This is a genomic window from Candidatus Krumholzibacteriia bacterium (assembly GCA_035649275.1).
In the GTDB taxonomy this organism is placed as follows: domain Bacteria; phylum Krumholzibacteriota; class Krumholzibacteriia.
This window is the reverse complement of record DASRJW010000134.1, coordinates 1-23,662: the sequence shown is the minus strand read 5'-3', so window position 1 is coordinate 23,662 and position 23,662 is coordinate 1. Positions and strand designations below refer to the sequence as shown.

The 23,662-nt window shown below is 67.8% G+C and carries 21 protein-coding genes; 16 read left to right on the top strand and 5 right to left on the bottom strand.

The window, feature by feature from the left end; all coding sequences use genetic code 11:
• The first annotated feature begins 74 nt into the window (after window positions 1–74).
• The 6 genes from VFE28_14465 to VFE28_14440 all read left to right on the top strand — a co-directional run bounded on the left by VFE28_14465 (window position 75) and on the right by VFE28_14440 (window position 7,756).
• Window positions 75–1,982, top strand: coding sequence for a T9SS type A sorting domain-containing protein (locus VFE28_14465; protein ID HZM17202.1), 1,908 nt, complete (start codon window positions 75–77; stop codon window positions 1,980–1,982).
• A gap of 519 nt (window positions 1,983–2,501) precedes the next feature.
• Window positions 2,502–3,107: a hypothetical protein gene (locus VFE28_14460; GenBank protein ID HZM17201.1), complete on the top strand. Its 606-nt coding sequence runs from the start codon at window positions 2,502–2,504 to the stop codon at window positions 3,105–3,107.
• A 202-nt stretch (window positions 3,108–3,309) separates the two neighbouring features.
• Window positions 3,310–4,647 (top strand): L,D-transpeptidase, encoded by a 1,338-nt coding sequence (locus tag VFE28_14455; protein HZM17200.1) that lies wholly within the window; start codon window positions 3,310–3,312, stop codon window positions 4,645–4,647.
• 383 nt (window positions 4,648–5,030) lie between these two features.
• A complete protein-coding gene (locus VFE28_14450; GenBank protein HZM17199.1) occupies window positions 5,031–5,627 on the top strand; it encodes a L,D-transpeptidase in 597 nt (198 codons plus the stop codon).
• A 34-nt stretch (window positions 5,628–5,661) separates the two neighbouring features.
• On the top strand, window positions 5,662–6,375 hold the full coding sequence (locus VFE28_14445) for a hypothetical protein (protein HZM17198.1): 714 nt from the start codon (window positions 5,662–5,664) through the stop codon (window positions 6,373–6,375).
• Between the two features lie 112 nt (window positions 6,376–6,487).
• Window positions 6,488–7,756 carry a dipeptidase gene (locus VFE28_14440; protein ID HZM17197.1) on the top strand — a complete coding sequence of 423 codons (1,269 nt, stop codon included), beginning with the start codon at window positions 6,488–6,490 and terminating at the stop codon, window positions 7,754–7,756.
• A gap of 88 nt (window positions 7,757–7,844) precedes the next feature.
• On the opposite strand, the gene VFE28_14435 is transcribed toward VFE28_14440, so the two are convergent.
• Entirely contained in the window at window positions 7,845–8,618 is a 774-nt protein-coding gene (locus VFE28_14435) for an NHL repeat-containing protein (protein ID HZM17196.1), read from the bottom strand.
• A gap of 279 nt (window positions 8,619–8,897) precedes the next feature.
• On the opposite strand from VFE28_14435, the gene VFE28_14430 reads away from it, so the two are divergent.
• From VFE28_14430 to VFE28_14400, 7 genes are read left to right on the top strand one after another with little or no spacing between them, the layout of a single operon-like run.
• On the top strand, window positions 8,898–9,509 hold the full coding sequence (locus tag VFE28_14430; protein HZM17195.1) for a TetR family transcriptional regulator: 612 nt from the start codon (window positions 8,898–8,900) through the stop codon (window positions 9,507–9,509).
• Window positions 9,510–9,568: 59 nt separating this feature from the next.
• The gene (locus VFE28_14425; GenBank protein ID HZM17194.1) at window positions 9,569–10,888 is read left to right on the top strand and encodes a TolC family protein; all 1,320 of its coding nucleotides are present in this window, start codon (window positions 9,569–9,571) and stop codon (window positions 10,886–10,888) included.
• Complete coding sequence (locus VFE28_14420) at window positions 10,885–11,874, top strand: HlyD family efflux transporter periplasmic adaptor subunit (GenBank protein HZM17193.1); 990 nt, start codon at window positions 10,885–10,887, stop codon at window positions 11,872–11,874. The genes VFE28_14425 and VFE28_14420 overlap by 4 nt, the downstream gene beginning before the upstream one ends.
• Window positions 11,871–12,806 carry an ABC transporter ATP-binding protein gene (locus tag VFE28_14415; protein HZM17192.1) on the top strand — a complete coding sequence of 312 codons (936 nt, stop codon included), beginning with the start codon at window positions 11,871–11,873 and terminating at the stop codon, window positions 12,804–12,806. Before VFE28_14420 ends, VFE28_14415 begins: the two co-directional genes overlap by 4 nt.
• Entirely contained in the window at window positions 12,803–13,762 is a 960-nt protein-coding gene (locus VFE28_14410) for an ABC transporter ATP-binding protein (protein ID HZM17191.1), read from the top strand. The genes VFE28_14415 and VFE28_14410 overlap by 4 nt, the downstream gene beginning before the upstream one ends.
• A 10-nt stretch (window positions 13,763–13,772) precedes the next feature.
• Window positions 13,773–14,885: an ABC transporter permease gene (locus tag VFE28_14405; GenBank protein ID HZM17190.1), complete on the top strand. Its 1,113-nt coding sequence runs from the start codon at window positions 13,773–13,775 to the stop codon at window positions 14,883–14,885.
• A complete protein-coding gene (locus VFE28_14400; GenBank protein HZM17189.1) occupies window positions 14,882–16,033 on the top strand; it encodes an ABC transporter permease in 1,152 nt (383 codons plus the stop codon). Before VFE28_14405 ends, VFE28_14400 begins: the two co-directional genes overlap by 4 nt.
• Window positions 16,034–16,044: 11 nt before the next feature.
• Here the strand turns inward: VFE28_14400 and VFE28_14395 are convergent, their stop codons facing one another.
• Genes VFE28_14395 through VFE28_14380 form a run of 4 tightly spaced genes read right to left on the bottom strand, consistent with a single transcriptional unit; the run spans window position 16,045 to window position 20,313 of the window.
• On the bottom strand, window positions 16,045–17,208 hold the full coding sequence (locus tag VFE28_14395) for an FtsX-like permease family protein (GenBank protein ID HZM17188.1): 1,164 nt from the start codon (window positions 17,206–17,208) through the stop codon (window positions 16,045–16,047).
• Window positions 17,205–18,353, bottom strand: coding sequence for an FtsX-like permease family protein (locus VFE28_14390; protein HZM17187.1), 1,149 nt, complete (start codon window positions 18,351–18,353; stop codon window positions 17,205–17,207). Before VFE28_14390 ends, VFE28_14395 begins: the two co-directional genes overlap by 4 nt.
• A gap of 13 nt (window positions 18,354–18,366) precedes the next feature.
• Entirely contained in the window at window positions 18,367–19,065 is a 699-nt protein-coding gene (locus VFE28_14385) for an ABC transporter ATP-binding protein (protein HZM17186.1), read from the bottom strand.
• Window positions 19,066–19,089: 24 nt separating this feature from the next.
• A complete protein-coding gene (locus tag VFE28_14380; GenBank protein ID HZM17185.1) occupies window positions 19,090–20,313 on the bottom strand; it encodes an efflux RND transporter periplasmic adaptor subunit in 1,224 nt (407 codons plus the stop codon).
• A 170-nt stretch (window positions 20,314–20,483) separates the two neighbouring features.
• Here VFE28_14380 and VFE28_14375 point away from each other — a divergent pair, with 170 nt between their 5' ends.
• From VFE28_14375 to VFE28_14365, 3 genes are all read left to right on the top strand, one after another.
• Window positions 20,484–21,938, top strand: coding sequence for a hypothetical protein (locus VFE28_14375; GenBank protein ID HZM17184.1), 1,455 nt, complete (start codon window positions 20,484–20,486; stop codon window positions 21,936–21,938).
• A 15-nt stretch (window positions 21,939–21,953) separates the two neighbouring features.
• Window positions 21,954–22,394, top strand: coding sequence for a hypothetical protein (locus tag VFE28_14370; GenBank protein ID HZM17183.1), 441 nt, complete (start codon window positions 21,954–21,956; stop codon window positions 22,392–22,394).
• Between the two features lie 218 nt (window positions 22,395–22,612).
• On the top strand, window positions 22,613–23,647 hold the full coding sequence (locus tag VFE28_14365) for a methyltransferase (GenBank protein ID HZM17182.1): 1,035 nt from the start codon (window positions 22,613–22,615) through the stop codon (window positions 23,645–23,647).
• The last annotated feature ends 15 nt before the right edge of the window (window positions 23,648–23,662 follow it).

The following is a 23,662-nucleotide window of genomic DNA, read 5'->3' as shown; positions in this document are numbered from 1 at the left end:
CTCGGGTTCTCACCGGCCAGACGGTCTGGTCATGCCTTCGGCACACTTCGGCACACAAGGGATTACGATCTCCCATGTCTAATTCCGTTGGTTTCATCTTCGCTGCGAGGAAACTCCTCTTCGTCGTCCTGCTCCTGGCCCTGCCGTGGTCGGTGGCGCAAGGGGGAAGCATCACGGGTACCATACGCGACGCCCAAACGGGCCAGCCTCTGGGTCGTATGGATCTCGATGTCTTCAACATCCAACTCGAGCAGGTGCTGGGGATCGACACCCCGGGCATGCCCAACGACGACAACTCCGCCGAAGACGGCAGCTTCCTCCTCGAGCCGCTACCGGCAGGGCGCTACTACGTGCGCGTCGATCCCTCGCTCACGCAAGGCTACCCGGTGCAGTACTACCCTGAGGTGTTCCTGCAGTCCCAGGCCTTTTCCGTGCAAGTGCGCAGCAACGGCGTGGTGAACCTGGACTTTTATATCTCCCGTGGCCATCACTGCCGCGGCCGCGTGGTGGACGCCATCACCGGCGCGCCCCTCGCCGGCGTGGATCTCGACCTCTACGGTGCCGACGGCTCCTTCGTCGACCATGTCGACGCCATCACCGACTTGGACGGTTTCTTCACCGTGGGTCCGGTCCCGGACGGCAACTTCTATCTCCGCGCCGATCCCTCGGGGAACTCCGATTACCTCGCCGAGTTCTACGGCGGCTCCGTCGCGCTCTCCGGCTCGCAGCTGGTGCACGTCGCCGGCGGCGACGCGCTGGGCCTCGAGTTCAAGCTCGACCTGGGAGGTTCGTTGAACGGCGTGGTCACCGACCGGGCGACCGGCGCACCGCTCGCCGGAGTGGACATCGACGTCTTCGATCAGAACGGCGTCTTCCTCGACGAGGCCGACGCCACCACCGATGTCCACGGCGTCTATCGGGTCAGCTCGCTGCCCGATGGCCTGTACTACGTCTTGGCCGATCCCACCGCGGCGCAGGGTTGCCTGGATACCTATTTCGGTGACACGAGCCAGATCGCTTCTGCCGCTCGCGTCGCCGTCTCCAGGGGCACCACCGCCTCGGGTGTTTCCATCAGCCTGCCGCTCGGCGGTACCCTCGGCGGCACCGTGACCGACGCGAGCACCGGCCAACCCCTGGCGAACGTCGGCATCGACGTGTGGTCCGGGAACACCCGGGTGGCGCGGACGCACAGCGAGGCGGACGGCACCTACCTCGCCGGTGCCGTGCCGACCGGTGCCTACATCGTGCGCTGCGACGGGGTCCCGGAACTCGGGCTCGCCTTCCAGTACCACACCGGTGTCATGCTGGCCTCGCAGGCGACGCCGATCGCCGTGCAAGCGGGCTCGAGCGCGGGCAGCATCGACTTCGCCTTGCGGCCCGGCGGCTGGATCAGCGGCACCGTGGCCACGCGGATGGGCGATCCCATGGCAGGGGTGAGCATCGACGTGTACACGCCGGCGGGTGAGGTGCTGCCCTCGTTGGACACCAACACCGATGCCGGCGGCCATTACCGGATCGGCCCGATCCCGGCGAGCACCTTCGTCGTACGCGCCAATCCGGGCTCGCTGTACCCGGAGTTCACGCCTCGCTACTACGGCGGCACGATCCAACTTTCCACGGCACAGCCCCTGACGGTGACGGCCGGGGCGACGCTGGCGGACATCGACTTCCCCTACGGCACCATCGAGCGGCAGATCCTCCCGCGCCGGATCCAGGAGATCGCGGCCACGCCCAACCCGTTCAACCCGCGCACCCGACTCGCCTTCGACCTGGAGGCGACGGGTCCGGTGAAGGTCACCATTCACGACGTGCGCGGCCGGGTCCTCGCCGTGCTCGCCGACGGCGTTATGGAGAAAGGGCGGCACGAGCTGCTCTGGGATGGTCAGGGCGTCCTCGGGCAGGACACTTCGAGCGGCGTCCACTTCGTGCGCCTCGAGACGGCCACCCGGGTGGTGAAGCAGAAACTCATCCTGCTCAAGTAGCCAGAACTCGTTCGCTCCACTCCTCGAGGAGCAGTATCGGGCCCGGCTGCGGCGTCCGCCTCCAAAGGCGCCGCACCGGGCCCTCGCGCTTTCCTGCCGCCTCCAGACAACCCGGTGCCACGAACGGAGCCCCCCTCCGCGACCCTCGAGCCTAGGGACCGGCCCCATGGCGGGCCCCGGGGTTTCCCTTGCTGGATTTCCTGCAGGCCAGAGGCAGCGCGGCTGCGGGCCGCGCCCAGGCTGCGTCTGGGTAAAACGACCCTTGACACTGCCCGCAGAGGGGGGGTATCAAGCCGCAGAGCTGTCGTGGGGGTGTCGAACCCCCTGGTCCGGCGGCGGAATCGTCCGTCCGACCGGGAGCGGCCTGCGTAAGGAGCCGCTCTTCAAGTGGTCCAGGTCAACGCGAGTCCGACGGGTCGTCGGAATCCTGCTTCGCGCCGGCTCCGCAAGGGCGGCGCCACGTCCAGGACATCCCGAGTCCACCGAAGCTCAGGTTTGACCCCCAAACGGAGTGGAGCCATGCGGAAAGTCGTTCGTGTGTCGAGTCTGTTGGCGATTCTGGTGCTTGCCTTGGCGGGCTGTTCGAAACCTCCGACCGTAGAGATCGAAGCCGCCAAGGCCGCGATGGCGGAAGCCACCAAGGCGGAGGCGGAGGCGTATGCCCCCGAGGCGATGCAGTCGGCGCGGAGCGCGACGTCGGCCTACGAGGAAGAAGTGAAGCTCCAAGAAGGCAAGTTCGCCCTCTTCCGCAAGTACGACAAGGCGAAGACGATGGTCGCCGAAGCCACCACGGCGGCGCAGACGGCGGCCACCCAGGCGGTGGAGAACAAGAACCGCATCCGCCAGGAAGTGACGAGCATGATCGGCGAGTCCCGCACCATGCTCACCGAGGCGCAGGGCATGCTGGAGAAAGCTCCCAGGGGCAAGGGCACCACGCTGGACCTGCAGGTCATGGGTTCCGACCTGACCGCGGCCGGGACCGCCATCGACGAGGCGCAGGCGCTCCTGGATCAGGACAAGCTGATGGAGGCCCGCACCAAGGTGCAGGCCGCGAACTCCACCATCGCGTCGGTGAAGTCCAGCATCGAGCAAGCCATCCAGATGAAGGCCGCCGCCAAGAAGTAGCGTCGCGGCATCCTTCCGATTACTCTGAAGGGTCCCCTGGGCGGAGGCACGGTCCGTGCCTCCGTCCGGGAGGGCCCGTCCGTCCGAACGGGTACACCGTGACTGCGACATTATGGAAGCCCTCCGCCGGCTCCGAAAGCTGCGCGCGAAGCGCATGCACTTCCATTTCGTGCTCCCCCGATTCCTCCGCCGGGCGGGCGCGATGCTGCGGCATTTCGCCACTCCCGTTCTCTTCCTGAGCGACTGTCTCTGCGCCTGGCTCGCGGCTTGGTTCGGGCCCGGACTTTCCGCGCTGCGCCGCTTCTTCCGGCGCGCCTTCCAGAAGCTCCCCCCGCGGCTCCAGCTGCGGCTGCGGCTCTGGGCGATTCCCCCGGCCCTCTTGCGGGCGAAACGCAATCTCCTCCTCGCCAGCGCCGCCTGTCTCCTCCTGGGGCTCACGGCCGCGGCCCTGGTTCCCATCGTTTCCGGACGCACGAGCCCTCCTGACTTCGGCCGGCAAGCGGCGTGGCGGGCCTACGAACAGGCCGAACGGCGCGGCGCCGCGCGCTGGGCGCCCCGGCAGCTCGCCGCCGCCAAAAAGGCGCTCGCCCAGGGCCTTTTCGAGTACCGCCGGCAATCGGCCCGTTTCCTGCCGCTGCGGAACTTCGAGGTGGCACGGTTGATCTTGTCGCAAGCGGAACAACGCTCCTGGGAAGCGGCCCGGGGCGCGGTGAACCGTCGGAAGTCGGCGCAGGAACGCGCCCAGATGCAGGTCCACCAGGCCACGGAGCTGGTGGCGATCGGGCGCGACTTCGGCATGCTCATGCCGCTCTCGCTCTACGAGCGAACGTTGCTCGCGAGGGCCCAGGTCCGACTGCAGGAAGCCAAGCAGCATTGGCGCGAAGGCCACTACGCCGACGCCGAGGCCCTGGCGACAGAGTCCGAAACGGTGGCGAGCCGGGTCGGCGAGGCGTGCGCCGAGCGCGCCGGCCGCTATGCCGACACCCAGCTCGTCGAGCGCTGGCGGCACATGGTGGACGAAACCGTGGCCTGGTCGCGTCGCACGGGGCAGACGGCCATCGTGGTGAGCAAGGCGGCGCACTCGCTGACGCTCTACCGCGGCGGCATGCCAAACAAACGCTACCGCGCCGACATCGGCAGCAACAGCATCGCCGACAAGACCGCCTCGGGGGATCAGGCGACGCCGGAAGGCAAGTACAGGATCGTGGCGAAGAAGGACGTGGGGCAATCGCACTACCATCGGGCCCTGCTGCTGGACTATCCCACCGCCGAGGACCTGGCGGTCTTCCGCCGGCTGCGCCGTTCGGGCAAGATCCGCGCGAGCGCTCCGGGCGGGCAGATCGAGATCCACGGCGAAGGCGGCCGGCAGAAGGATTGGACCCGGGGCTGTGTGGCCATTGCCAATCCCGAGATGGACGAGCTGTTCAACGCCGTGAGCATCGGCACGCCGGTCGTCATCGTCGGTAGCCATGGTGATGGCGGCCCGTTCCTCGAGCTGGTGGAGCGCTATCGCGCGGCGAAGAGCGAGGTCATCCCATGAGCCGCGACCGGCGCTCGAGACGCCCGGTACCACCGCCGTCGGGCGCGGCGGGTTCGGCGCCCCCATCGTTGCCGCCGCCTCGGCCGTCGCCGCCGACCTCGGGGCAGCAACCAGCGCCTCGGCCTCCGCAGCCCCCATCGGGACAGCAGCCACCGCCTCGGCCGTCGCCGCCGACTTCGGGGCAGCAACCCTCGTCTCGGCCCGCGCCGGCGGGTCCGGCGGGGACGCAACCGCCTCGGCCTTCCCCCTCGGTGCCCGGCCCGCCGCCGCCTCGCTCGCCGCAGCCATCGCCACGCCCGCCGCTGCCCCCGCCACCCGAAGCACGGCAACGACCCCCAGCGCGGCGGCGGCCACCGCCGCCCAGGCGCGTGCGGGGCGCCGTCGTGTTCGGGAGCGCCCTTGTCGGCATCGTCCTGGGTCTGCTGCTCTGGGGCAGCGGCTACGAGGACACGCCTATACCGCTCGGCGGTGAGGGTGACAACGCCAAGCTCGGAGCGGCGGAGAAACGGCTGCAAGCGAAGCTGCAGCGCTTCGTGCCGCGGGAACCGTTCATCGTCGTCGATGCGGCGCACAATCGTTTGTACCTGCGCGACGGCGAAGCACTGAAGCTGGACGCCATGTGTTCCTCCGGCTCCGGGATGATCCTCAAGGACATCGGCGGCGAGAGGCACTGGGTCTTCGACACGCCGCGGGGCCATTTCCGCATCCTCAACATCATGCGCAACCCCATCTGGAAGAAACCCGACTGGGCCTTCGTCGAGGAGGGGAAGCCGATCCCCAAGGATCCCAACGAGCGCTTCGAGGCCGGCGTGCTCGGGGAGTACGGCATGTATTTCGGCGACGGCTATCTGATCCACGGCACGCTCTACGAGCGCCTGCTCGGCCGGAGCGTGACGCACGGCTGCATCCGTCTGGGTCGCGAGGACCTGCGGCAACTGCACGAGCTGGTCCGTGTGGGCACACCCGTCTACATCTATTGAAGCTCGCCGTCACAGCGAGCGCGGGGGCAGGAGTATGAAGAGAGCGAGGAGCAGAAAGCAGGAACGGCTGGGCGCCGCCTGGCTGCTCGCGGCGCTCTTCCTTCTGGCGCCTGCGGCAGTCGCGGTCAAGGCCAAACCCGACAGTGCCTCGCGCGCGGCGACTCCGGCGCCGGCTCCTGATCCGGCAGCCGCCCTCGCTCTCCAACTCGAGATGGCGGCAAGCGACTCCTTCTATCTCGAGGTCGATCCGGGGCACGCCGTCATGCGACTCAAGCTCGCAGGGGTGGCGCTCCACGAGTACCCGCTGCTCGCCATCGAGCAAGGCGTGCCGCGGGTGGCCTTCGTCCGCCTCGCCGACGCCAGCTTCCTTCCCGGGACTGCGTGGCCGGCGGTGCGCATGGATCCGCCGCGACCGGAGATCCGCCTGGAGGTCATCCCGCCGGACCCGAACGCCCCGGACAGCACGCTGCCGGTCTTTCAGCCGCCGCCGAGCATCGACGAGATGCCGGTGCCCTCGAGCTATCGACTGCGCTTCGGCGACGAATTGACTCTCACCGTGACCTCGCCGCGCGGCACGGCGGCGACGGGCCTCCGCGGTGTCTCCGCTGCCGTCCGCGACAAGGTCGCCGAATGCCGTGAAGCGCTGTCCACGCGCCGCTCGCACCTGAGACTGGTCCTCGAGCGCGCCGACGCCCAGCATCTGTATCGCTCGCTGCCGCCGGACACGCGACTCATCCTCCTTCCCTGACGCGGCGGCTCTCTCCCCCGTCGTCGCCCACCAGCTCCCTCGCGCTCCGCCGTGGATCGAGTAGACTCGGCGCGATTCTCGAATCGCACCACCCTGCGCTCGGAGGCCCCCGATGCGTCATGTCCTCGTCATGCTCGGTTTATTCGCCCTGGTGACGCTGATCACGCGAAGCGCCGGGGCCGAGGACCTGGAGGCGCGCGCGCGCCAGCTGCTCCGCTCCGTGCCCCTGGTGGACGGGCACAACGACCTGCCGTGGCGACTGCGCCAGAAGGTGCAGGGACAGCTGGCACGGCTCGATGTGGGCAAGGACACGGCGGCGCAGGAGACCTTGCAAACCGACCTGCTACGCCTGCGACGCGGCGGCGTGGGGGCGCAGTTCTGGTCTGTCTACGTGCCCGCCGAGCAGGCGCCCGCCCAGGCCGTGGTGGAGGTGCTCGAGCAGATCGATCTCGTGCACCGGCTGGTGCAGCGCTATCCCGAGGATCTCGAGCTCGCCCGCGGCGCCGCGGACGTGCGGCGCTGCCACAAGCGCGGACACATCGCCTGCCTCATCGGTGTGGAGGGTGGGCACAGCGTCGCCAATTCCCTGGGGGTGCTGCGCCAGCTGCACGCCGTCGGCGCCCGCTACATGACCCTGACGCACAACAAAGACACCGCCTGGGCGGACGCCTGCAGCGACAAGCCGGCGCGGGATGGTCTGTCGCCCTTCGGCGTCGAGATCGTCCGCGAGATGAACCGTCTCGGCATGCTGGTGGACCTTTCGCACGTCTCGGCTGCGACGATGCACGACGCTCTCGACGTGAGCGCCGCGCCGGTGATCTTCTCCCACTCCTCCACCAGGGCGCTGACGGAACACCTGCGCAACGTGCCCGACGACGTGCTGCGCCGGCTGCCGTCGAACGGCGGCGTGGTCATGGTGACCTTCGTGCCGCGGTTCGTCTCCGCCGAGGTCATGGCCTGGGATGCGGAGGAAGAAGCCGAGAAGGCCCGGCTCGGCATCCGGCTCCCTGGACAGACGGCGCTGGTGCAGGAGCATCTGGAGCACTGGCGCGCCGAGCACCCGGCACCACAGGCGACTCTGCAGCAGGTGGCCGACCACATCGAGCATGTCGTGCGCGTTGCCGGCATCGACCACGTGGGCCTGGGCTCCGATTTCGACGGCATGCGTGGCAGGACGCTGGGCTTGGAAGATGTGTCCAAGTTCCCCGCCTTGCTGGCCGAGCTCCTGCGCCGCGGCTGGTCCGACCGCGACGTGCAGCGTCTCGCCGGGCTCAACCTGCTCCGCGTCCTGGAGCGGGCCGAGGAAGTGGCGACGGAGCTGCGCGCCCGGACACCTGCCGAGGCGCTTTTCGATTCGACTGCCGCCATCTCCTTACACTAGCTCGGTCCTGGCGGTCAGGAAGTGCACCGCCTGCTGCTTCCAGCGGCGGCTGCACGTCTCAGCTTCAGGGCTTCCTCGAGAGTCTCGGTCACCGGAAGAGTGACTTGATCTTCGACCAGGTCGTCGATTCCACCGCCGTAGGCGCGGCGTACACGACGACATACGAATCCGCGACGACGTAGAGTTCGCCTTGGTCACTGAAAGCGATGGAGACGGGACGGAGGGCGCCGAGCTGTGGCACCGTCACCGGGAAGCTGCCGATCTCCGTACCCTCGAGTGTCAGAACGACGATCTCGCTGCGCCCGAGGTCGGCTACGTACACCAGCTTCCCGTCGCTTGCCAGTGAGTTCAGGACGCCGAAGTTGCCGCCCCAGGACGTTTGCTGGCTGCCATGGCGTTCCATGACGAAGATACGGTCCATGATCGGCCAGGTCACCGCCAGGCGTCCGTCCGCAAACAGGCAGACAGCGTGGAGATTGCCCATGGATGCCTCGGGGATCGTCCACCCGCGCAGAACCTGACCCGTGGGAGTCTCCACGAAGACACTGTCGTAGACGGCCCCATAGACCTCCCCATCATCTACGGCGACGCGGTAGGTCGGCCCACGGATCGTCCGGGTGTACGCTCCGCTGGCGGTGAAGAGGTGGATCGAGGTATCCGCCACGTAGACATTCCCCGAGGCATCGATGTCGATCCCCGTCGGGTTATTGAATGACGACTGTTCGGTGCTCTGGCTCCACTCGAGGAGAAACGCCCCCTCGGCGGTAAAGCGCTGGATGCGATGGTTGCCGCGGTCGACGACGTAGACCGTTCCGTCGCCAGCGACAGCCAGATCCGCCGGTTCGAAAAACTGCCCCGGCAAGCTGCCCGGCCCTCCCCAGTGCCTGAGGTAGGGAGGTGCCGGAAAACCCTGTGCGAAGACGCTGCTCACACCGAGGGTCAAGATCCACGGAACCAATGCAGAACGCATTCTCCATCCCCTTCCGGCGGAAAAAATAGGGAGCCTTCCACCCGGAGTCAAAGAACGTCTGCTGAACCGCATCGAGGCGGCCTGGCCGGGGTCTTGGGTCCGGTCGACCCGATGGCCTAGCCTGCGCCGCCCCCTTGACGCGTCCCGTGGGCTGCCATATCATACAAACGTATGAATGAGACACGCCGGCAGGTGCTCCAAGCGGCTCGACGCCAGTTCGCCCGTCATGGTTACGATGCCGCCTCGGTGCGGAACATCACCCGCGCGGCCAGGGCCAACCTGGGCGCGGTCACGTATTACTTCGAGTCGAAACAGAAACTGTACCTCGAGGTCCTGCAACAGGCGACGCAGCCGCTGCGGGAGCGTATCGAGCACGCCGCTGCCACGCAGGGCTCGCCGCTCCAGCGCATCGAGCAGATCATCCGGGCTTTTTTCGAACACCTGGCGGAGCACCCCGACATGCCGGCGCTCATCCTGCGCGAACTGGCCCTGGAGCGTCCTATTCCGCTCCCCGTCCGTGCGGTCATGGGGAGCGTCTTTGTCGCTCTGCGCGGCTGCCTCGAGGAGGGACAGCGCGACGGATCCATCGTGAGCGGCGACGTGCGACACCTGGCCATTGGCATCGTGTCGCAGCCGATCTACACGGCACTGGCGCAACGGCCGCTGCGCGAGGTCTTGGGGCTCGGTCTGCAAGATTCGACGGTGCGGGCGCAACTGGTGGACGACGTGGTGCGTTTCGTGCGGCGCGCCCTGAGTTCCCCGGCGAAGGGAGAAGAGCGATGACGCCTGCGAGGCGAGACCGCAACGGAAGGTCCGGGGCGGTGCGACGGCGAACGGCTGCAATGCTTGGTTTCGCAACGGCAGCGGTACTTGCCGTGACCGACCGCGGGATGGCGGAACCCCTCACCCTGCACGCCGCAGCGGAGCGGGCCCTGGCACAGTACCCGTCGGTGCAGGCGGCGGCGGCGCGACGCGACCAGGCGCAGAAGGCGATCGGCGTAGCCAAAGCCGACTGGTTTCCGAGTCTAGCTCTGTCCGGTACAGCGACGCGTTACGAGGAGCCAATGCTCGTCTATCCGATCCACGGCTTCACGCCGAGCCTGGTCCCGCCCTTCGCGCGCACGCTCTATCACGCCACGCTGGAGCTCGGGTACACCGTCTTCGACGGCGCGCGCAGCGGGCGCGTGCGCGAGGCGCGCGCCCGAGCCGGCGCTGCTGGCGCCAGCGCCGGCGCCACGGCCCAGGAAATGCTCCAGAACGTCGTCCTCTCCTACCTGCAGGTGCTGGGCCGTCGCGAGCTGCTGGCAGCGCACGACCGCCGCCTCGAAGCATTGCGTGCCGAGCGCACCCGAGTGGAACACCTGCTGGCTACCGGCCGGGCGGCCGAGGTGGATCGCCTGCAGGCAGATGCCGAGGTACAACGGGCAGAAGCGGACCGAGTGGAGCGCGTGGCGGTGCTCGCCTTGGCCGAGCAAGAGCTGGCTCGCCTGCTCGACGTGCCGGCCGAAGCCACCCGCGCGAGCGAGCTCGTCCCCGTCGTGCTCGCCGATTCCATCCTGGCGCCGGCGGACTCTCTCTCCGCCGCTGCCGAGGCACGCAACCCGCGCCTGCAACAGGCGCGCGCTGCCGCGGCAGCGTCCGAGGCCGCGGCCGCCGCAGCCCGGGGCGAACGCTGGCCGGAACTCGGAATCTTCGCGCGCGAGAATTACTGGAACGACGACGGAGGCAACGACGCCCTGGAGTGGAGCGCCGGTGTGCAGCTCGTCTATCCCCTGTTCACCGGCGGTGCCCGGCGGGCGGCCATCGCCGCGGCTGGGGCCGAAGCGCAGGCCACCAGCGCGGACGCCGAGACCGCGGCCCTCGAAATCGACCGCGGCCTCGACCAGGCGCGGAGCGACGTCGAGGAAGCTCGCGCCCGTGGTGCCAGCCTGGACATCGCCGTACGTCGCTTCGCCGAGGTGGTCCGCATCCGCAAGCTCACTCTGGAGACGGGGACGGGAACGCAGGTGGATTACCTCGATGCCGAAGCGGACCTCCTCGATGCACAAGCCCGTCTCATCGACTCGCGTCACCGCGAGATCGCCGCGCGTAGTGAGCTCGCCCTGCACAGCGGCCAGCTCGACCTGGAGTGGCTACGCCGCAACCTGGAGAACCGCCCATGAAGCCGAAGAAACGCATGTTGGCTCCTGTCGTCCTCGTCCTCGGCATCGGCACGTACGCAGTGCTTTCGCGCGACAGATCGCCTCAAGGCTCCTTCGTCGCTTCGGGAACTGTGGAGGCCACGGAAGCGCAGTTGGGGTTCCAAACCGCCGGACGTATCGAGACCGTGGGAGCGCGGGAGGGCGACGCGGTCGGTGTCGGGGACGAACTGGGCCGTCTCGATCGCGCCGAGATGCAAGCGCGGCACGAGCAGGCGCAGGCGGAGATCGAGGCCAACCGTGCCGTCCTCAGCGAGCTGGAACGGGGGTCGCGCAGCGAGGAGATCACGCAAGCAGAGGCGGCGCGGACCGAGGCGGCGCAGCGCCGGGAGGATGCAGAGCGGGACCTGGAGCGCACGCGGCGCTTGCGCGAGGGCGGCGCGGTGAGCCAGGAGTCGCTGGACAAGGCAGCGCTGGCTCTCGACGTGGCCCGCAGCCTGGAGCAACAGGCGGAGCAACACTGGCAGCTGGTGCGAAGCGGGCCGCGGCGAGAGAAGATCGCGGCGCAGCGGGCGCAGCTCGCGCAGGCCGAAGCGGCGCTCCGCGTCATCGACGCCATGCTGGAGCACATGGTGGTCCGGGCGCCCTTCGCCGGCGTCGTCAGCGTGCGCCACCACGAACCGGGCGAGATCGTCGCCGCCGGGACGCCGATCCTCACCGTCCTGAATCGGGGCGATCGCTGGGTGCGCATTTACGTCCCTGAGCACCGTCTGGCCGCGGTGCGCTTGGGCGCCCCGGCCTTCATCACCTGCGACACCTACCCCGGCAAGGACTATCGCGGCGAGGTGAGCTTCATCGCCAGCGAAGCCGAGTTCACGCCTAAATCCGTGCAGACCACGGAGGAACGGGTGAAGCTCGTGTACGCGGTGAAGGTGCGCATCCTGGAAGACCCGCGCTCCGATCTCAAGCCGGGCATGCCGGTGGACGTGCGACTGGAGATGGCGCCATGAGCGGCGAGAGCGCCGTCCAAGTGCTCGAGCTGACCCGGCGCTTCGGCGAGCGCGTCGCCGTAGATGCTCTCAGCTTCACCGTGGCGCCCGGGGAGCTCTTCGGCCTCGTCGGTCCCGATGGCGCTGGCAAGACGACGACGCTCCGCTTGCTGGCCGCGGTGCTCCGGCCCACGGCCGGTGACGCCTTGATTCTCGGCCACAGCGTCGTGCGCGCTCCAGAGGCGGTCAAACGAGAGCTCGCCTACATGTCGCAGCGTTTCGGTCTCTATGCCGATCTCACCGTGCGAGAGAACCTGGATTTTTACGCCGATCTCTACCGCGTACCGCGAGCCGAGCGTCCGGCGCGCCGCGAGCGCCTGTTCGCTTTCTCCGGACTCGGCCCCTTCCAGAGCCGCCTCGCGGGACAACTCTCCGGAGGCATGAAGCAGAAGCTCGGCCTTTCCTGTGCCCTGATCCACCAGCCGCGCCTGTTGCTCCTGGACGAGCCGACCTTCGGCGTCGACCCGGTGTCGCGCCGGCAGCTCTGGCTCATTGTCCACGAGATGGTGAGCCGAGGGACGACCGTTGTGGTCAGCACTTCGTACATGGACGAAGCGGAGCGCATGGACCGGGTGGCGTTGCTGCACCAGGGCCGCATCGTGGCGCTGGATTCGCCCGAGCGCGTGCAAGCACGGCTCGCCGGTGCGGTCTATGGCGTGCGCGTCGATGACGCGAGGCGCGGCCGCGGCGTGTTGCAGGCGGTCTCCGGAGTGCGGCGCGTCGTCCTCTTCGGCGATTCCCTGCACGTCACCGTGGACCCGGTCCGCGCCGGGGCCGAGGCGCTGCAGCAAGCCTTGGAGGCAGCCGGTCTCGCCGTCCTCGAGGTGCGGCCGGTCGAGCCATCCATGGAGGACGCCTTCATCGAGCATATCACTGCGGTGGTGACGACATGAGCGGGGACCGCGTGAACGGGGAAAAGGCCATCGAGGTCGAAGAACTGACGCGGCGGTTCGGTGCCTTCACGGCGGTGGACCACGTCTCCTTCACGGTCGAGCGCGGCGAGATCATGGGCTTCCTCGGCCCCAACGGCGCGGGCAAGACCACGACGATCAAGATGCTCGCGGGGCTGTTGCGTCCGAGCGCCGGGAAGGGCCGCGTGGACGGCCTCGACCTACTGCGGGAAGCGGAGGCGATCAAGCGCCGCATCGGCTACATGTCGCAGCTCTTCTCGCTCTATGGTGATCTCACCGTAGAGGAGAACATCGAGTTCTTCGCCGGGCTCTATGGAGTGCCGCGGGCGCAGCGGGCGGAGCGGCGCGACTGGGTGCTGGAGATGGCAGGTCTCGCGGCCGAGAAGCGGCAACTCACGGGCTCGCTGCCCCTCGGTTGGAAGCAGCGCCTCGCCCTCGGCTGCGCCGTCCTGCACGAGCCTCCCCTCCTCTTCCTCGACGAACCGACCTCGGGGGTCGACCCGCTATCGCGCCGGCGCTTCTGGGAGCTCATCCAGGAAATGGCCGCCGCTGGGCGTACGGTGCTGGTGAGTACCCACGCCATGGACGAAGCCGAGTATTGCCACAGGCTCGCACTCATGAATCGCGGCCGCCTGATCGCCCTGGACTCGCCTTCGCGCGTCCGCGACCGGCTGCGGGAGCCGCTGCTGGAGCTCCGCGTCGCTGACGCCGTCGCCGCGACGCAGGTCCTCCAGGATGTTCCAGGGGTCGTGGACGCTGGGATCTTCGGCCGCACCGTGCATGTGCAGGTCAGCGACCGAGAGGTGGCGAACCAGGCCATCCCGGCAGCCCTCGCGGCTCGGGGGATCGAGCTACGCGAGATCTCCGCAGTCGCTCCCTCGCTGGAGGACGTTTTCATCGCCCTGGTGCGGGCCGAAGGTGGCGCCATCGTGGGCTGAGGTGCAGCGTATGCCGGACCGGATGCGATTGTTGGCGGTGGCGCGGAAGGAGATCGTGCAGTTGCGGCGCGATCCGCGCAGCCTGATCCTCGCCTTCCTGCTGCCGGTGCTCCTCCTGCTCCTCTTCGGCTACGCCATCACCTGGGACGTGAACCACATCGCTCTCGCCATCCTGGATCAGGACGGCACCGCTCGGAGCCGGGAGCTGGTGGACGAATTCCAGAGCTCGGGTTATTTTGACATCGTGGCGCGTTTGGAGCGACCCCGGGAGACCGACGCGCTGCTCCGCGCCGGACGGGCGCAGCTCGTCCTCGTGGTGCCGCCGGACTTCGCCGCCGACCTGGACGGCGGGCGGACGGCGAAGCTCCAGGCCAACCTGGACGGCAGCGACGCCAACACCGCTACCATCGCGCTCGGCTACACCGAGGCCATCGTGGCCAGCTTCGCCAGACGAATGGCGTCGCGCGTGCAGGTTCTGCCGCTCCGTACTGAGACGCGGGTGTGGTTCAACGAGGAGCTCAAGAGCCGCAACATGATCGTGCCCGGTCTGGTGGCGGTGATCATGATGATCATCGCCGCCATGCTGACGTCGCTCACCATCGCCCGCGAGTGGGAGCGGGGCACGATGGAGCAGCTGGCCTCGACACCGGTGTCACGGGTCGAACTGGTGCTGGGCAAGCTCCTGCCCTACCTCGCCATCGGCTTGACCGACGTGGTCATGGTCTCGGTGCTCGGCGTCCTGCTCTTCCGCGTGCCCTTCCGGGGCGAGCCCGTGCTGCTCATGGTGCTCTCCTTCTTCTTCCTGGCCGGGGCACTGGGCCTGGGAATGTTCATTTCTGCCGTGGCTCGCTCGCAGCTCCTGGCCACGCAGCTGGCCATGCTCGCCACCTTCATGCCGGCCTTCCTGCTCTCGGGCTTCATGTTCGCCATCGCGGTGATGCCGAAGCCCCTGCAACTCGTGACCTATCTGGTCCCGGCCCGCTACTTCCTCACCGTCACCCGCGGCATCTTCCTCAAGGGCGTGGGCATGCACGTGCTCTACTACGACGCACTGCTCATGGTGGCCTTCGCCCTCGCGGGCCTGACCCTTGCCGTCCACAACTACCGCAAGGAGCTGGAATGACGACGGGCACCGTCAGGCTCTCGCAACGGTGGAGACCGCCACCCGCCCTGGAACGCATCGGCGTGCTGGTGCGGAAAGAGTTCCGCCAGGTCTTCCGCGATCCCCGCATGCTGCGCGTCATCTTCGTCGCCCCCGTGGTGCAGCTCATCGTCTTCGGCTATGCCGTGTCCACGGACGTGCGCCACACGCGCACCTTCGTCGTCGACCACGACCGCAGCGCCGCCTCGCGGGCCCTCGTGGATGTCTTCGCCGCTTCGGGGTACTTCGACATCGTCGGCGGCTCGCCGCATCCGGAGGACCTCGTTCGCGCCCTGGAGCACGGCAAGGTCACCGTCGGCCTCGAGATCCCGGTGGGTTTCGCGGCGGATCTGCGTTCGCCCCAGGGCACGGAAGTGCAGCTGGTGCTGGACGGCACCAACTCCAACACCGCCACCGTGGCCCAGGGCTATGCGGAGCGCATCCTCCAGGCCTGGGGGGTGCGCACCGCCGGCGCGGCCGGTCGGATGCCGGTGGACCTGCGCGCCCGTGCCTGGTACAACCCGGATCTCGCCAGTCGCAACTACAATGTGCCCGCCGTCGTCGGCGTGATCATGATGCTGGTGTGCCTGCTGCTCACTGCCTTGGCGGTGGTGCGCGAGCGGGAGATCGGCACTCTGGAACAGCTCATGGTGAGCCCGCTGCGGCCGCTCGAGCTCGTCGTGGGCAAGAGCCTGCCCTTCGGCATCGTCGGCCTCATCGACGTCGTCGTCATCTCCAGCGTAGCCCGCTTGTGGTTCCATGTTCCGTTTACCGGCAACCCCTGGCTGCTGCTCGGCGCCAGCGTGCTCTACTTGGGCTCCGGTCTTGGACTGGGCCTTCTGCTCTCCACGGTGTCGAAGACGCAGCAGGAAGCCTTCCTGGCCAGCTTTCTCTTCTTCATGCCCATCATGCTGCTTTCGGGCTTCCTCTTCCCGGTGCAAAGCATGCCCGCCGTCTTCCAGTGGCTCACGATGTTGAATCCAGTGCGTCACTATCTGGAGATCGTGCGCGGCATCTTCTTGAAGGATGCCGGTGTCGTCGATCTCTGGCGGCAACTCCTCACGCTCTTCGTCCTGGGTGTCGGATTGTTGTCGCTAGCGGCCTCGCGCTTCCGCAAGACCTTGGCGTGAGTGCGCCTGGGTCAGCCACTTTCCCGGAGCAATGCCGTGATGGGCCGGCGCGCTGCGGCCAGAGCCGGCGGGAAGCCACCGAGCACGGCGGTGGCGAGAGCCAACAGGACGCCGATGGCGAGCACCGAGGGCGTCGTGCGCAGGGTGAAGGAGAGCTCGCTGAAGGTGACGAAGTTCGTGGTGCCGGTGGTGAGACCGTTGAGCGGCAGTGCCAACAACACGCCGGCGGCGCCGGCCACTAGACCGAGCAGCGCCGCCTCGGTGAGGAAGGCACCGAGGATGTTGCGGCGCCGGAAGCCGAGGGCGCGGAGCGTGCCGATCTCCTGCGCCCGGGCCGCCACGTGGGCGTACATGGTGTTCGCCGCCGCGAAGCAGGCCCCGAGCGCCATCAGCACGGCGAGCGCGGTGCCGAGAGCAATGAACTGTGTCGCCGTCGCGGTGGTCTGGTCGGCGTAGTACTCGGTTTCGCGCTTCGCCTGCAGGCGCAAGCGCTGCTCGCCTTGCACCCGGGCGATGAGCGCATCCGCCCCCTCGGGCGTGGCGGCGCGGAGCAACACCGCCGACACATCCTCGCGCCGGAAGGCGTTGCCGAAGTCCTCCATCGCCCCCCAAACCTCGGAATCGAAGCTGCCGCCGGTGCGGAATGTCCCCACCACCCGGAAGCGGAGCCTGCCGAAGTTGACCTCCTCCCCCATCGCCAGGCCAGGGAAGCGCTGCGCCAAACGGTCGCCGACGATCACCTCGCCGACACCGGGGTGGAACATCGTGCCTTGCACGAGTCGGAAACCCGCGCGCAGCGCCGGACCTTGCACGCCCATCCCGCGCAGCGCCACGTTGCTCTCCTTGCCGTCGGCGCGCGGGAAGATCTGCAAGGTGACGAGCTCGCTGGAAACGAGCGGCGCCCCGTCGCTGCCGGTGGCGGCGCCGGGCAGACTCTCCACCAGCCGCTGCCGCTCGCGGTCGAAGGCGCTCTCGGTTTCACTGCGGGCACCTTCGCGCAGCACGATGACGTTGAGCGCGTCACCGCTCTGGCGCAGCGAGTTGGACAGTCCGGCGGCCATGCCCAGGACACCGATGTAAACGAGGACCACGAGGGCGATGGACCCCACCGTCATCAGAGTGTTGCCCCGCCGCACGAAAAGGCTCTTGGCGTTGTACTTGAAGGGCAGCTTCATGTCGGCCTCCGCAAACCATCGACGATGCGCAGGCGCACCGCCTCGAAGGCCGGGAACCAGCCGGCGATGACACCGATGCCGATGCCGACGAGCGGCACGAGCAGACAGACACCGAGGGTGAGGCGAAGCGTGCCGAAGACGGGGAAGAATTCTTCCATCCTACGACCAACGGTGGCGAGCAACGCCACCGCCAGCAGGAGCCCGAGGAACGCTCCTACAAGCCCGATGGCCAGGGACTCACCGACGACCGCCCCCACCAGCTGGTGGGCCCGGCAACCCAGGGTCTTGAGGATGGCCACCTCGCGCGTGCGCTCCCGGGCCGCCATGGCCAGGGTGTTCCCCACCATGAAGAGGATGGAAACGACGACAGCGAGGCCGATGGCACCGAAGAGGACCCGGACGTTGCCGAGCATCTCGAGGAAGGAAAGCGAGAATGCCTTCTCGGTCTCAGCGCGCACCCGCGCCGACGAGTTCTCGAACATGGCCTCGGCCGCTTGCACCACCGACGGCACGCTCTCGGGCGAGTCGAGGCGGAGCCAGAAGGTGCCCACCGTGCCCGGGTTCCCCAGCGACTCCTGCAGGTACTTGCGGTGGAAGAGGATCTGCTTCTCCGCCGCCGGCGCGTTGGGCTCGGTGTAGGTGCCGCGGAGGACGAGCTCCAGATCGGTGGGATAGATCGTGCCCTTGAGGACGATGCGGTCCCCGATCTTCCAACCATGCTTCGCCGCCAGCGCCGCGCCGGCGACGAACGCAGTGCGCTCCGAGGCGAAAGTCTCGTACTGCTGCGCGTCGAACTGATACTCCGGCCAGACGCTGCGGAAGGTCTCGGGATCGCAGGCGAACTGGGCGAAGAAGTTCTGTGGCCGGTCGTCCTTGTAAGTGCCGCCGAACCAGTCGAGGGTCGTGCTCGCCTGCACGTGCTGCAGCATCTTGAGCTGCTGCCAGTAGGCTTCGGGCAGGTCGAAAGTGAGAGAGATGGCGTGCCGCACCACCAGCCGGTTGTCGGCGGAGCCTTCGGCGCGCCCCATGGCAGCGAGAACGGAAAGCAAGAGCGAGAGCAGAAGCAGCGCCACGCCGACGCTGCCGATGGTGAGCAGCGTGCGCCGCTTGTTCCGCAGCAGATTCCGCCAGACGAGCTTGCCCACAGACCGCCTCCCTTCAGGCCGCCGGTGCCGGGCGCTCCCAGGGCGTGAGCGTCCCCTTGTCGAGATGGTAGAGGTGCGTGGCGCGCTCGGCGGCACGCATGTCGTGGGTCACCATGACGATGGTCTTCTTGTGCTCGCGATTCAGCAGACCCAGGAGGTCGAGAACCTCGGCGGCGCTACGGGCGTCGAGATCCCCGGTGGGCTCGTCGGCGAGCAGGAGCGTCGGGTCGGTGACCAGAGCGCGCGCGATGGCGACGCGTTGCTCCTGGCCGCCCGAGAGCTGGCGTGGATAGTGATCCATGCGCTCGTCGAGGCCGACGAGGGCCAGCGCATTCTCCACCTTCTCGCGCCGCTTGCTCTTGTCGAGACGGAAGAGCTTGAGTGGCAGCTCCACGTTCTCGTAGGCGGTGAACACCGGGATCAGGTTGTAGAACTGGAAGACGAAACCCACGTGGCGCTGCCGCCACGGCGCCAATGCGCTCTCGCTCAAGCCGGCGATGTCTTCCCCTTGCACCAAGATGCGCCCTGACGACGGCCGGTCGATGCCGGCGAGCAGGTTGAGCAGCGTGCTCTTGCCCGAGCCCGAGGGGCCGAGCAGCGCGATGAACTGTCCCGCCGCCACACTCAGGTCGAGGTTCTGCAGCACCGGGATCTCGAAGCGATCGCGCCGGTAGCTCTTGCTCACTCCCTGGATTTCGACGAGGTGTCCCACCGAGCCTCCTTTCTCTCTTCTCTTTCAATCGGCACGGACGCGCTGGCCGTCGGCGAGCCCGTCGAGCCGGCCCACGACGACGGTCTCGCCGCCGCGGAGTCCCGATTGTACGACCCAGGCATCGCCGCGCGCTTCACCGAGGACGATGGGCGTCTTCTGCACCTTGCCATCGCGGAGCACGAAGACATGGGCGGCCGCGCCGTCGCGACCCACGGCGGCGCCGGGCACGAGCACGGTGGGCGCCCCCGGCGTGGCTGTTGCCGGGGCGCTCTCTTCCAGGAAGGTGACCTTGCATCCCATGTCCGGCACCAGCCGGCGGTCGCGATCGTCGATGCTCACCTTCACTTGGACGACTGCCTTCTGCCGGTCCCCGGTGGGGACGATCTGGCGCAGGCTGCCGTGATAGACGCGATCGGGCACGGCATCCACCTGGACCAGCGCCGGCTGCTCGAGCCGCAGCCTGGCGATGTAGCTCTCGTTGATGTCGGCCTCCACCTCGAGAGAAGCGGGATCGGCGATGCGGACGATGGCCCCGGTGCTCTGCTGGGTGGTGAAACCTCCGGGCGCCACCATCTCGCCCAGCTCGGCGTTCCTCTCGATGACGACGCCGTCGAGGGGAGAGCGGATGGTGGCATCGTCGAGCCGAGCCCGCGCCGACGCCAGCGCCGCCTCCGCGGTGCCGACCTGCGCCGCCGCCATGTCGAGCCGCGTCGCGGCAGCGTCCCGCGTTTCCTCCGGAACCACGCCGCGGTCGAAGAGCGCGCGCTGCCGTTCGTTCTCCCGCTTGGCGTCCGCCAGATTCGCCTGCACTTCGGCGAGGCGGGCCTCGTTCTCCCGCACTGCCGCTTCGAGGTCGCGGCTGTCGAGCCGGGCGATGACTGCACCGGCCACCACGGTGTCGCCTTCGTCCACCTTCAATTCCAGGATGCGGCCGACGATCCTGGCGCCGACGCTCGCCTTGCGGCGCGCGTAGGTGTAACCCGCGGCGGTGAGGACGGCGGCGGCCTCGGCCGAGGTCACCGCCTGCACGCGCGCTGTCTGGACGCGGCGAGCGAATTGTGGCAGCCGCACGCCGAGACCGAGAGCCAGGGCGACGAGCACGGCGGCCGCTGCCGCCGCGCCACCGGCAACGACGAGAGCCCGCCGCTGCGACCGGCTGGCCCGCGCCTCCGGGTCCATGCGCAGCGACGCCAGACGCCTCTGCATGGCCTCGTTGTTCTCCGGTGTCGTCGATTGTCCGTGGGACACGCGCGCCTCCTCGCGAGCGGCCGCGGGGCCGGCACGCCGTCGCGAACGAGAAGTGCGCTCATGGTAGCAAAATGGCGCGTTCTCTCGCTGTCTCCAGCCACCTCCGCTCCCCTCTGGACGGTATGCAACTTGCAGCAGGGCGGACCGTTCCCAGCCACACGGGAGGGGCCATGCGCGGCACGCGGACGCTATCGCTCCGGGACCTGAGCTCGTTCGGCGACGTGGCGGCGGAAGACGACGCCGTTCTCGACTACTTCCTCACCACCGACGCAGTGGACCGCATCCGCAACCAGGAGGCGCTCCTCGTCCTCGGTCGCAAGGGCTCGGGCAAGACCGCGTTGGTCCGTCACTTCGCGGAGGGGAACGGCAACACCGTGTCGCGCTCGATCAACTTGGGCGGGTACCCATGGAACGTGCACGCCCAGCGCATCGACCGAGGCGCCTCCGATGTAGAAGCCTACGTTTCCTCCTGGCGTTACATGATTGCCGTACAGCTCGCCTGGCTGACCCTGTCGCGCGCACCCCAATCGAGCGAGAGCAGCGCGCAAGCGATCCGGCAGTTCCTCGCCGACAACTACGGTCCCGGTTCACCGCAGATCGACAGCGTGCTGCGGCCGTCGAAGCTGCGCCTTTCGAGCATGTCCTTCGAACCCCAGGTCTTCGGCTGCAAACTGGGAGCCATCGCCCTGAATCGCGGCAGCGCCGATCTGAAGCTCGGCATGGAGCTCAACGCCCTCTCGGACCTCATGCTCTCGGCGACCATCGCTCTGGCCAAGAAGCTGTCCTTGCCCGCTCTGATGCTGCACTTCGACGAGCTCGACCAGGGCATCTCGACGGTGACCAAGGAGCGGGCACGCATGCTCGCCGGCCTCGTGCTCGCCGCCCGCTCGGTGCGGCAGGCTTGCCGCCACAGCCCAGTCCCCATCCGCCCGGTCGTCTACTTGCGGACCGACCTGTGGGACGAGCTCTCGTTTTCCGACAAGAACAAGATCAGCGAGACGCTGGCATTGCGTCTGGAATGGAACGGCGATACCTTACTCGACCTGGTGGGGACTCGCCTGCGCGCCAAGCTCGGCCCTACGGCCACCTGGGAGTCGATCACGACGCCGGACGCGCCGCGCGGCTCGCCTTCCAAGTGGGCCTTCATCCTGGGGCGCACCTTCTTGCGCCCGAGGGACGTGATCAAGTTCCTGAACTCCTCGCTGCAGCACGCCCGGCGCCGGCAGGAGGAGCCCCTTCTCCTGAGCAATCCCGACGTGATCAACGCCCGGGAGCAATACTCGGCCTATCTCAAGGCGGAACTGGACGACGAGATCGTGGCCCACTGGCCGCGCTGGGAAGAGGCGCTGCAGGCGTGCTCATCGATCAGCACCATCACCTTCCAGCGCGAGCAGTTCACCGAGGAGTACGAACGGCGGCGTTCGGCGGAGAACTCCGTCGGTGCCGACGAGGCGCTGGAATCGTTGTATCGCTTCTCGGTCATCGGCTACGAACGGCGGAGCGGCTACGGCGGCAGCACCTGGGCCTTCCACTACACCCATCCCGAGGCCGGCTGGGACAGCCGCGCCTCGCGCTTCAAGGTGCACCTGGGCCTGAAAGAGTTCGCCAAGCTGCGGGAAGAGTGAGTCGGAGAACGCGGCATGACGAACCAGCCCACGTCTCCGTACCTGGTCATCCGAAGAGGCATCGCGTTCTGGCTCGAGAGTGACGCTCCCGCCGATTGTTCGGCGAGGCTTCAAGCTTTTCGTGAGGGCTGCTATCGCGACGCCTTCTGCTTCGACGCCACGGGCGGTCTGTGGCCCATTGACGAGGCGCGACTCAAACGACCCCTCTCGTTTCTCGAGCGCATCGCCGTAACACGCTGGGTCCCCATTGAACTCACACTGGGGCCGCGACGCGAAGCAAACGTGCAGGAGGTCGTCTCCTCTCTCGCTCAAGTGCTGCTCGGCGAGAACGAGTTTTGCGAGCATCTTCCAGAATCCCCGGACACGCTTCTTCGGCGCTTCGAGGCAGCTCGTACCCCGCAAGAGATTGTTCGCATCGCCCACGAACATGCTGGCCTCACGAGCCCCAGCGGCTGACGCGCCGCCTCTCGAGCACGCGGCCGAGAGGCGGATCCGGGAAGCCCCCCCCGACGTGCCCGTAACGATTCTCTGTCGGCCACGCAGGACGTTGCCGGGCAAGTGCTTCTCCTGTAAGGTGCAGCCTACCCAAGGATTTCACGCCGCCAGTCGGGCAGTTCCGCTGCGAGGAAGTATCGAATCGCAGCGAAATACACCTCAACCAGGAGTCCCTGAGCATGGCAGAGACCCAAGACAGCACGAATCAGACCTTGCCTCCTCACGTGCAACTGGTGCAGATGGGTACGGCGCACTGGATGTCTCACGTGGTGTATGCAGCCGCCAAACTGAATCTCGCCGATCATCTGGCCCAAGGCCCGCAGAGCGCCGACAACCTCGCAGGACCCACGGAAACTCATGCCCCCTCCCTCTATCGGCTCATGCGGACGCTCGCGAGCCTCGGCATCATGACCGAAGACGGGTCCCATCGCTTCGCTTTGACGTCCTTGGGGGACGCGCTCAGGACCGGTGCACCGGGTTCGGCGCGTGCCACCATCCTGACCCTCGCGAACGAGACGTGGGTACAGGGTGTCGCTCAGTTGCTGTATTCGGTGCGGACCGGGAAGAGCGGCTTCGAAAAACTTCTGGGCATGCCCGTTTTCGACTGGTTGGCGAAGCATCCCGAGGCGGCTTCGTTGTTCAGCGAAACCATGGTTGGCGTTCATGGAGAGGAACCCGCCGCAGTCGCCGCCGCCTATGATTTTTCCGCGTTGAAAACGATCGTGGACGTGGGTGGAGCCACCGGCAATCTGTTGACCACAATCCTCGGCCGTTTTCCCCATTCACGCGGGATTCTTTACGACCTGCCGCATGTGGTGCGCGATGCCCCCGCCTTCATTGCAGCACGCGGTCTCACGGGCCGCGTCACGATCGAAGCGGGCAGTTTCTTCGAGAGCGTTCCCGCCGATGGTGATGCGTATCTTCTTTCACACGTCATTCACGATTGGTCAGAGGAGCAGTGCCTCACAATCCTGGGCAGCTGCAGGCGCGCGATGCGTTCGGACAGCCGGCTCTTGATCATCGAGATGGTGCTTCCCACGGGCGACACTTTCCATCCGGGGAAAATGCTCGACATGATGATGCTCGTCGGACCAGGAGGCCAGGAGCGGACCGAACAAGAGTACGTCACGCTTCTCGCGAAGGCGAAGCTGCGCCTCACGCGGCTCGTGCCTACTGCATCGGCGGTGAGCGTGGTCGAAGCCCGACTCGGATAGATGTGGATGGAGGCA

What these genes read in the sequence shown, in the direction of transcription:
- VFE28_14465 (HZM17202.1), top strand. Translation starts at nt 75, where the DNA reads ATGTCTAATTCCGTTGGTTTCATCTTCGCTGCGAGGAAACTCCTCTTC.
- VFE28_14460 (HZM17201.1), top strand. Translation starts at nt 2,502, where the DNA reads ATGCGGAAAGTCGTTCGTGTGTCGAGTCTGTTGGCGATTCTGGTGCTT.
- VFE28_14455 (HZM17200.1), top strand. Translation starts at nt 3,310, where the DNA reads ATGCTGCGGCATTTCGCCACTCCCGTTCTCTTCCTGAGCGACTGTCTC.
- VFE28_14445 (HZM17198.1), top strand. Translation starts at nt 5,662, where the DNA reads ATGAAGAGAGCGAGGAGCAGAAAGCAGGAACGGCTGGGCGCCGCCTGG.
- VFE28_14440 (HZM17197.1), top strand. Translation starts at nt 6,488, where the DNA reads ATGCGTCATGTCCTCGTCATGCTCGGTTTATTCGCCCTGGTGACGCTG.
- VFE28_14430 (HZM17195.1), top strand. Translation starts at nt 8,898, where the DNA reads ATGAATGAGACACGCCGGCAGGTGCTCCAAGCGGCTCGACGCCAGTTC.
- VFE28_14425 (HZM17194.1), top strand. Translation starts at nt 9,569, where the DNA reads ATGCTTGGTTTCGCAACGGCAGCGGTACTTGCCGTGACCGACCGCGGG.
- VFE28_14420 (HZM17193.1), top strand. Translation starts at nt 10,885, where the DNA reads ATGAAGCCGAAGAAACGCATGTTGGCTCCTGTCGTCCTCGTCCTCGGC.
- VFE28_14415 (HZM17192.1), top strand. Translation starts at nt 11,871, where the DNA reads ATGAGCGGCGAGAGCGCCGTCCAAGTGCTCGAGCTGACCCGGCGCTTC.
- VFE28_14410 (HZM17191.1), top strand. Translation starts at nt 12,803, where the DNA reads ATGAGCGGGGACCGCGTGAACGGGGAAAAGGCCATCGAGGTCGAAGAA.
- VFE28_14405 (HZM17190.1), top strand. Translation starts at nt 13,773, where the DNA reads ATGCCGGACCGGATGCGATTGTTGGCGGTGGCGCGGAAGGAGATCGTG.
- VFE28_14400 (HZM17189.1), top strand. Translation starts at nt 14,882, where the DNA reads ATGACGACGGGCACCGTCAGGCTCTCGCAACGGTGGAGACCGCCACCC.
- VFE28_14395 (HZM17188.1), bottom strand. Translation starts at nt 17,208, where the DNA reads ATGAAGCTGCCCTTCAAGTACAACGCCAAGAGCCTTTTCGTGCGGCGG.
- VFE28_14375 (HZM17184.1), top strand. Translation starts at nt 20,484, where the DNA reads ATGCGCGGCACGCGGACGCTATCGCTCCGGGACCTGAGCTCGTTCGGC.
- VFE28_14370 (HZM17183.1), top strand. Translation starts at nt 21,954, where the DNA reads ATGACGAACCAGCCCACGTCTCCGTACCTGGTCATCCGAAGAGGCATC.
- VFE28_14365 (HZM17182.1), top strand. Translation starts at nt 22,613, where the DNA reads ATGGCAGAGACCCAAGACAGCACGAATCAGACCTTGCCTCCTCACGTG.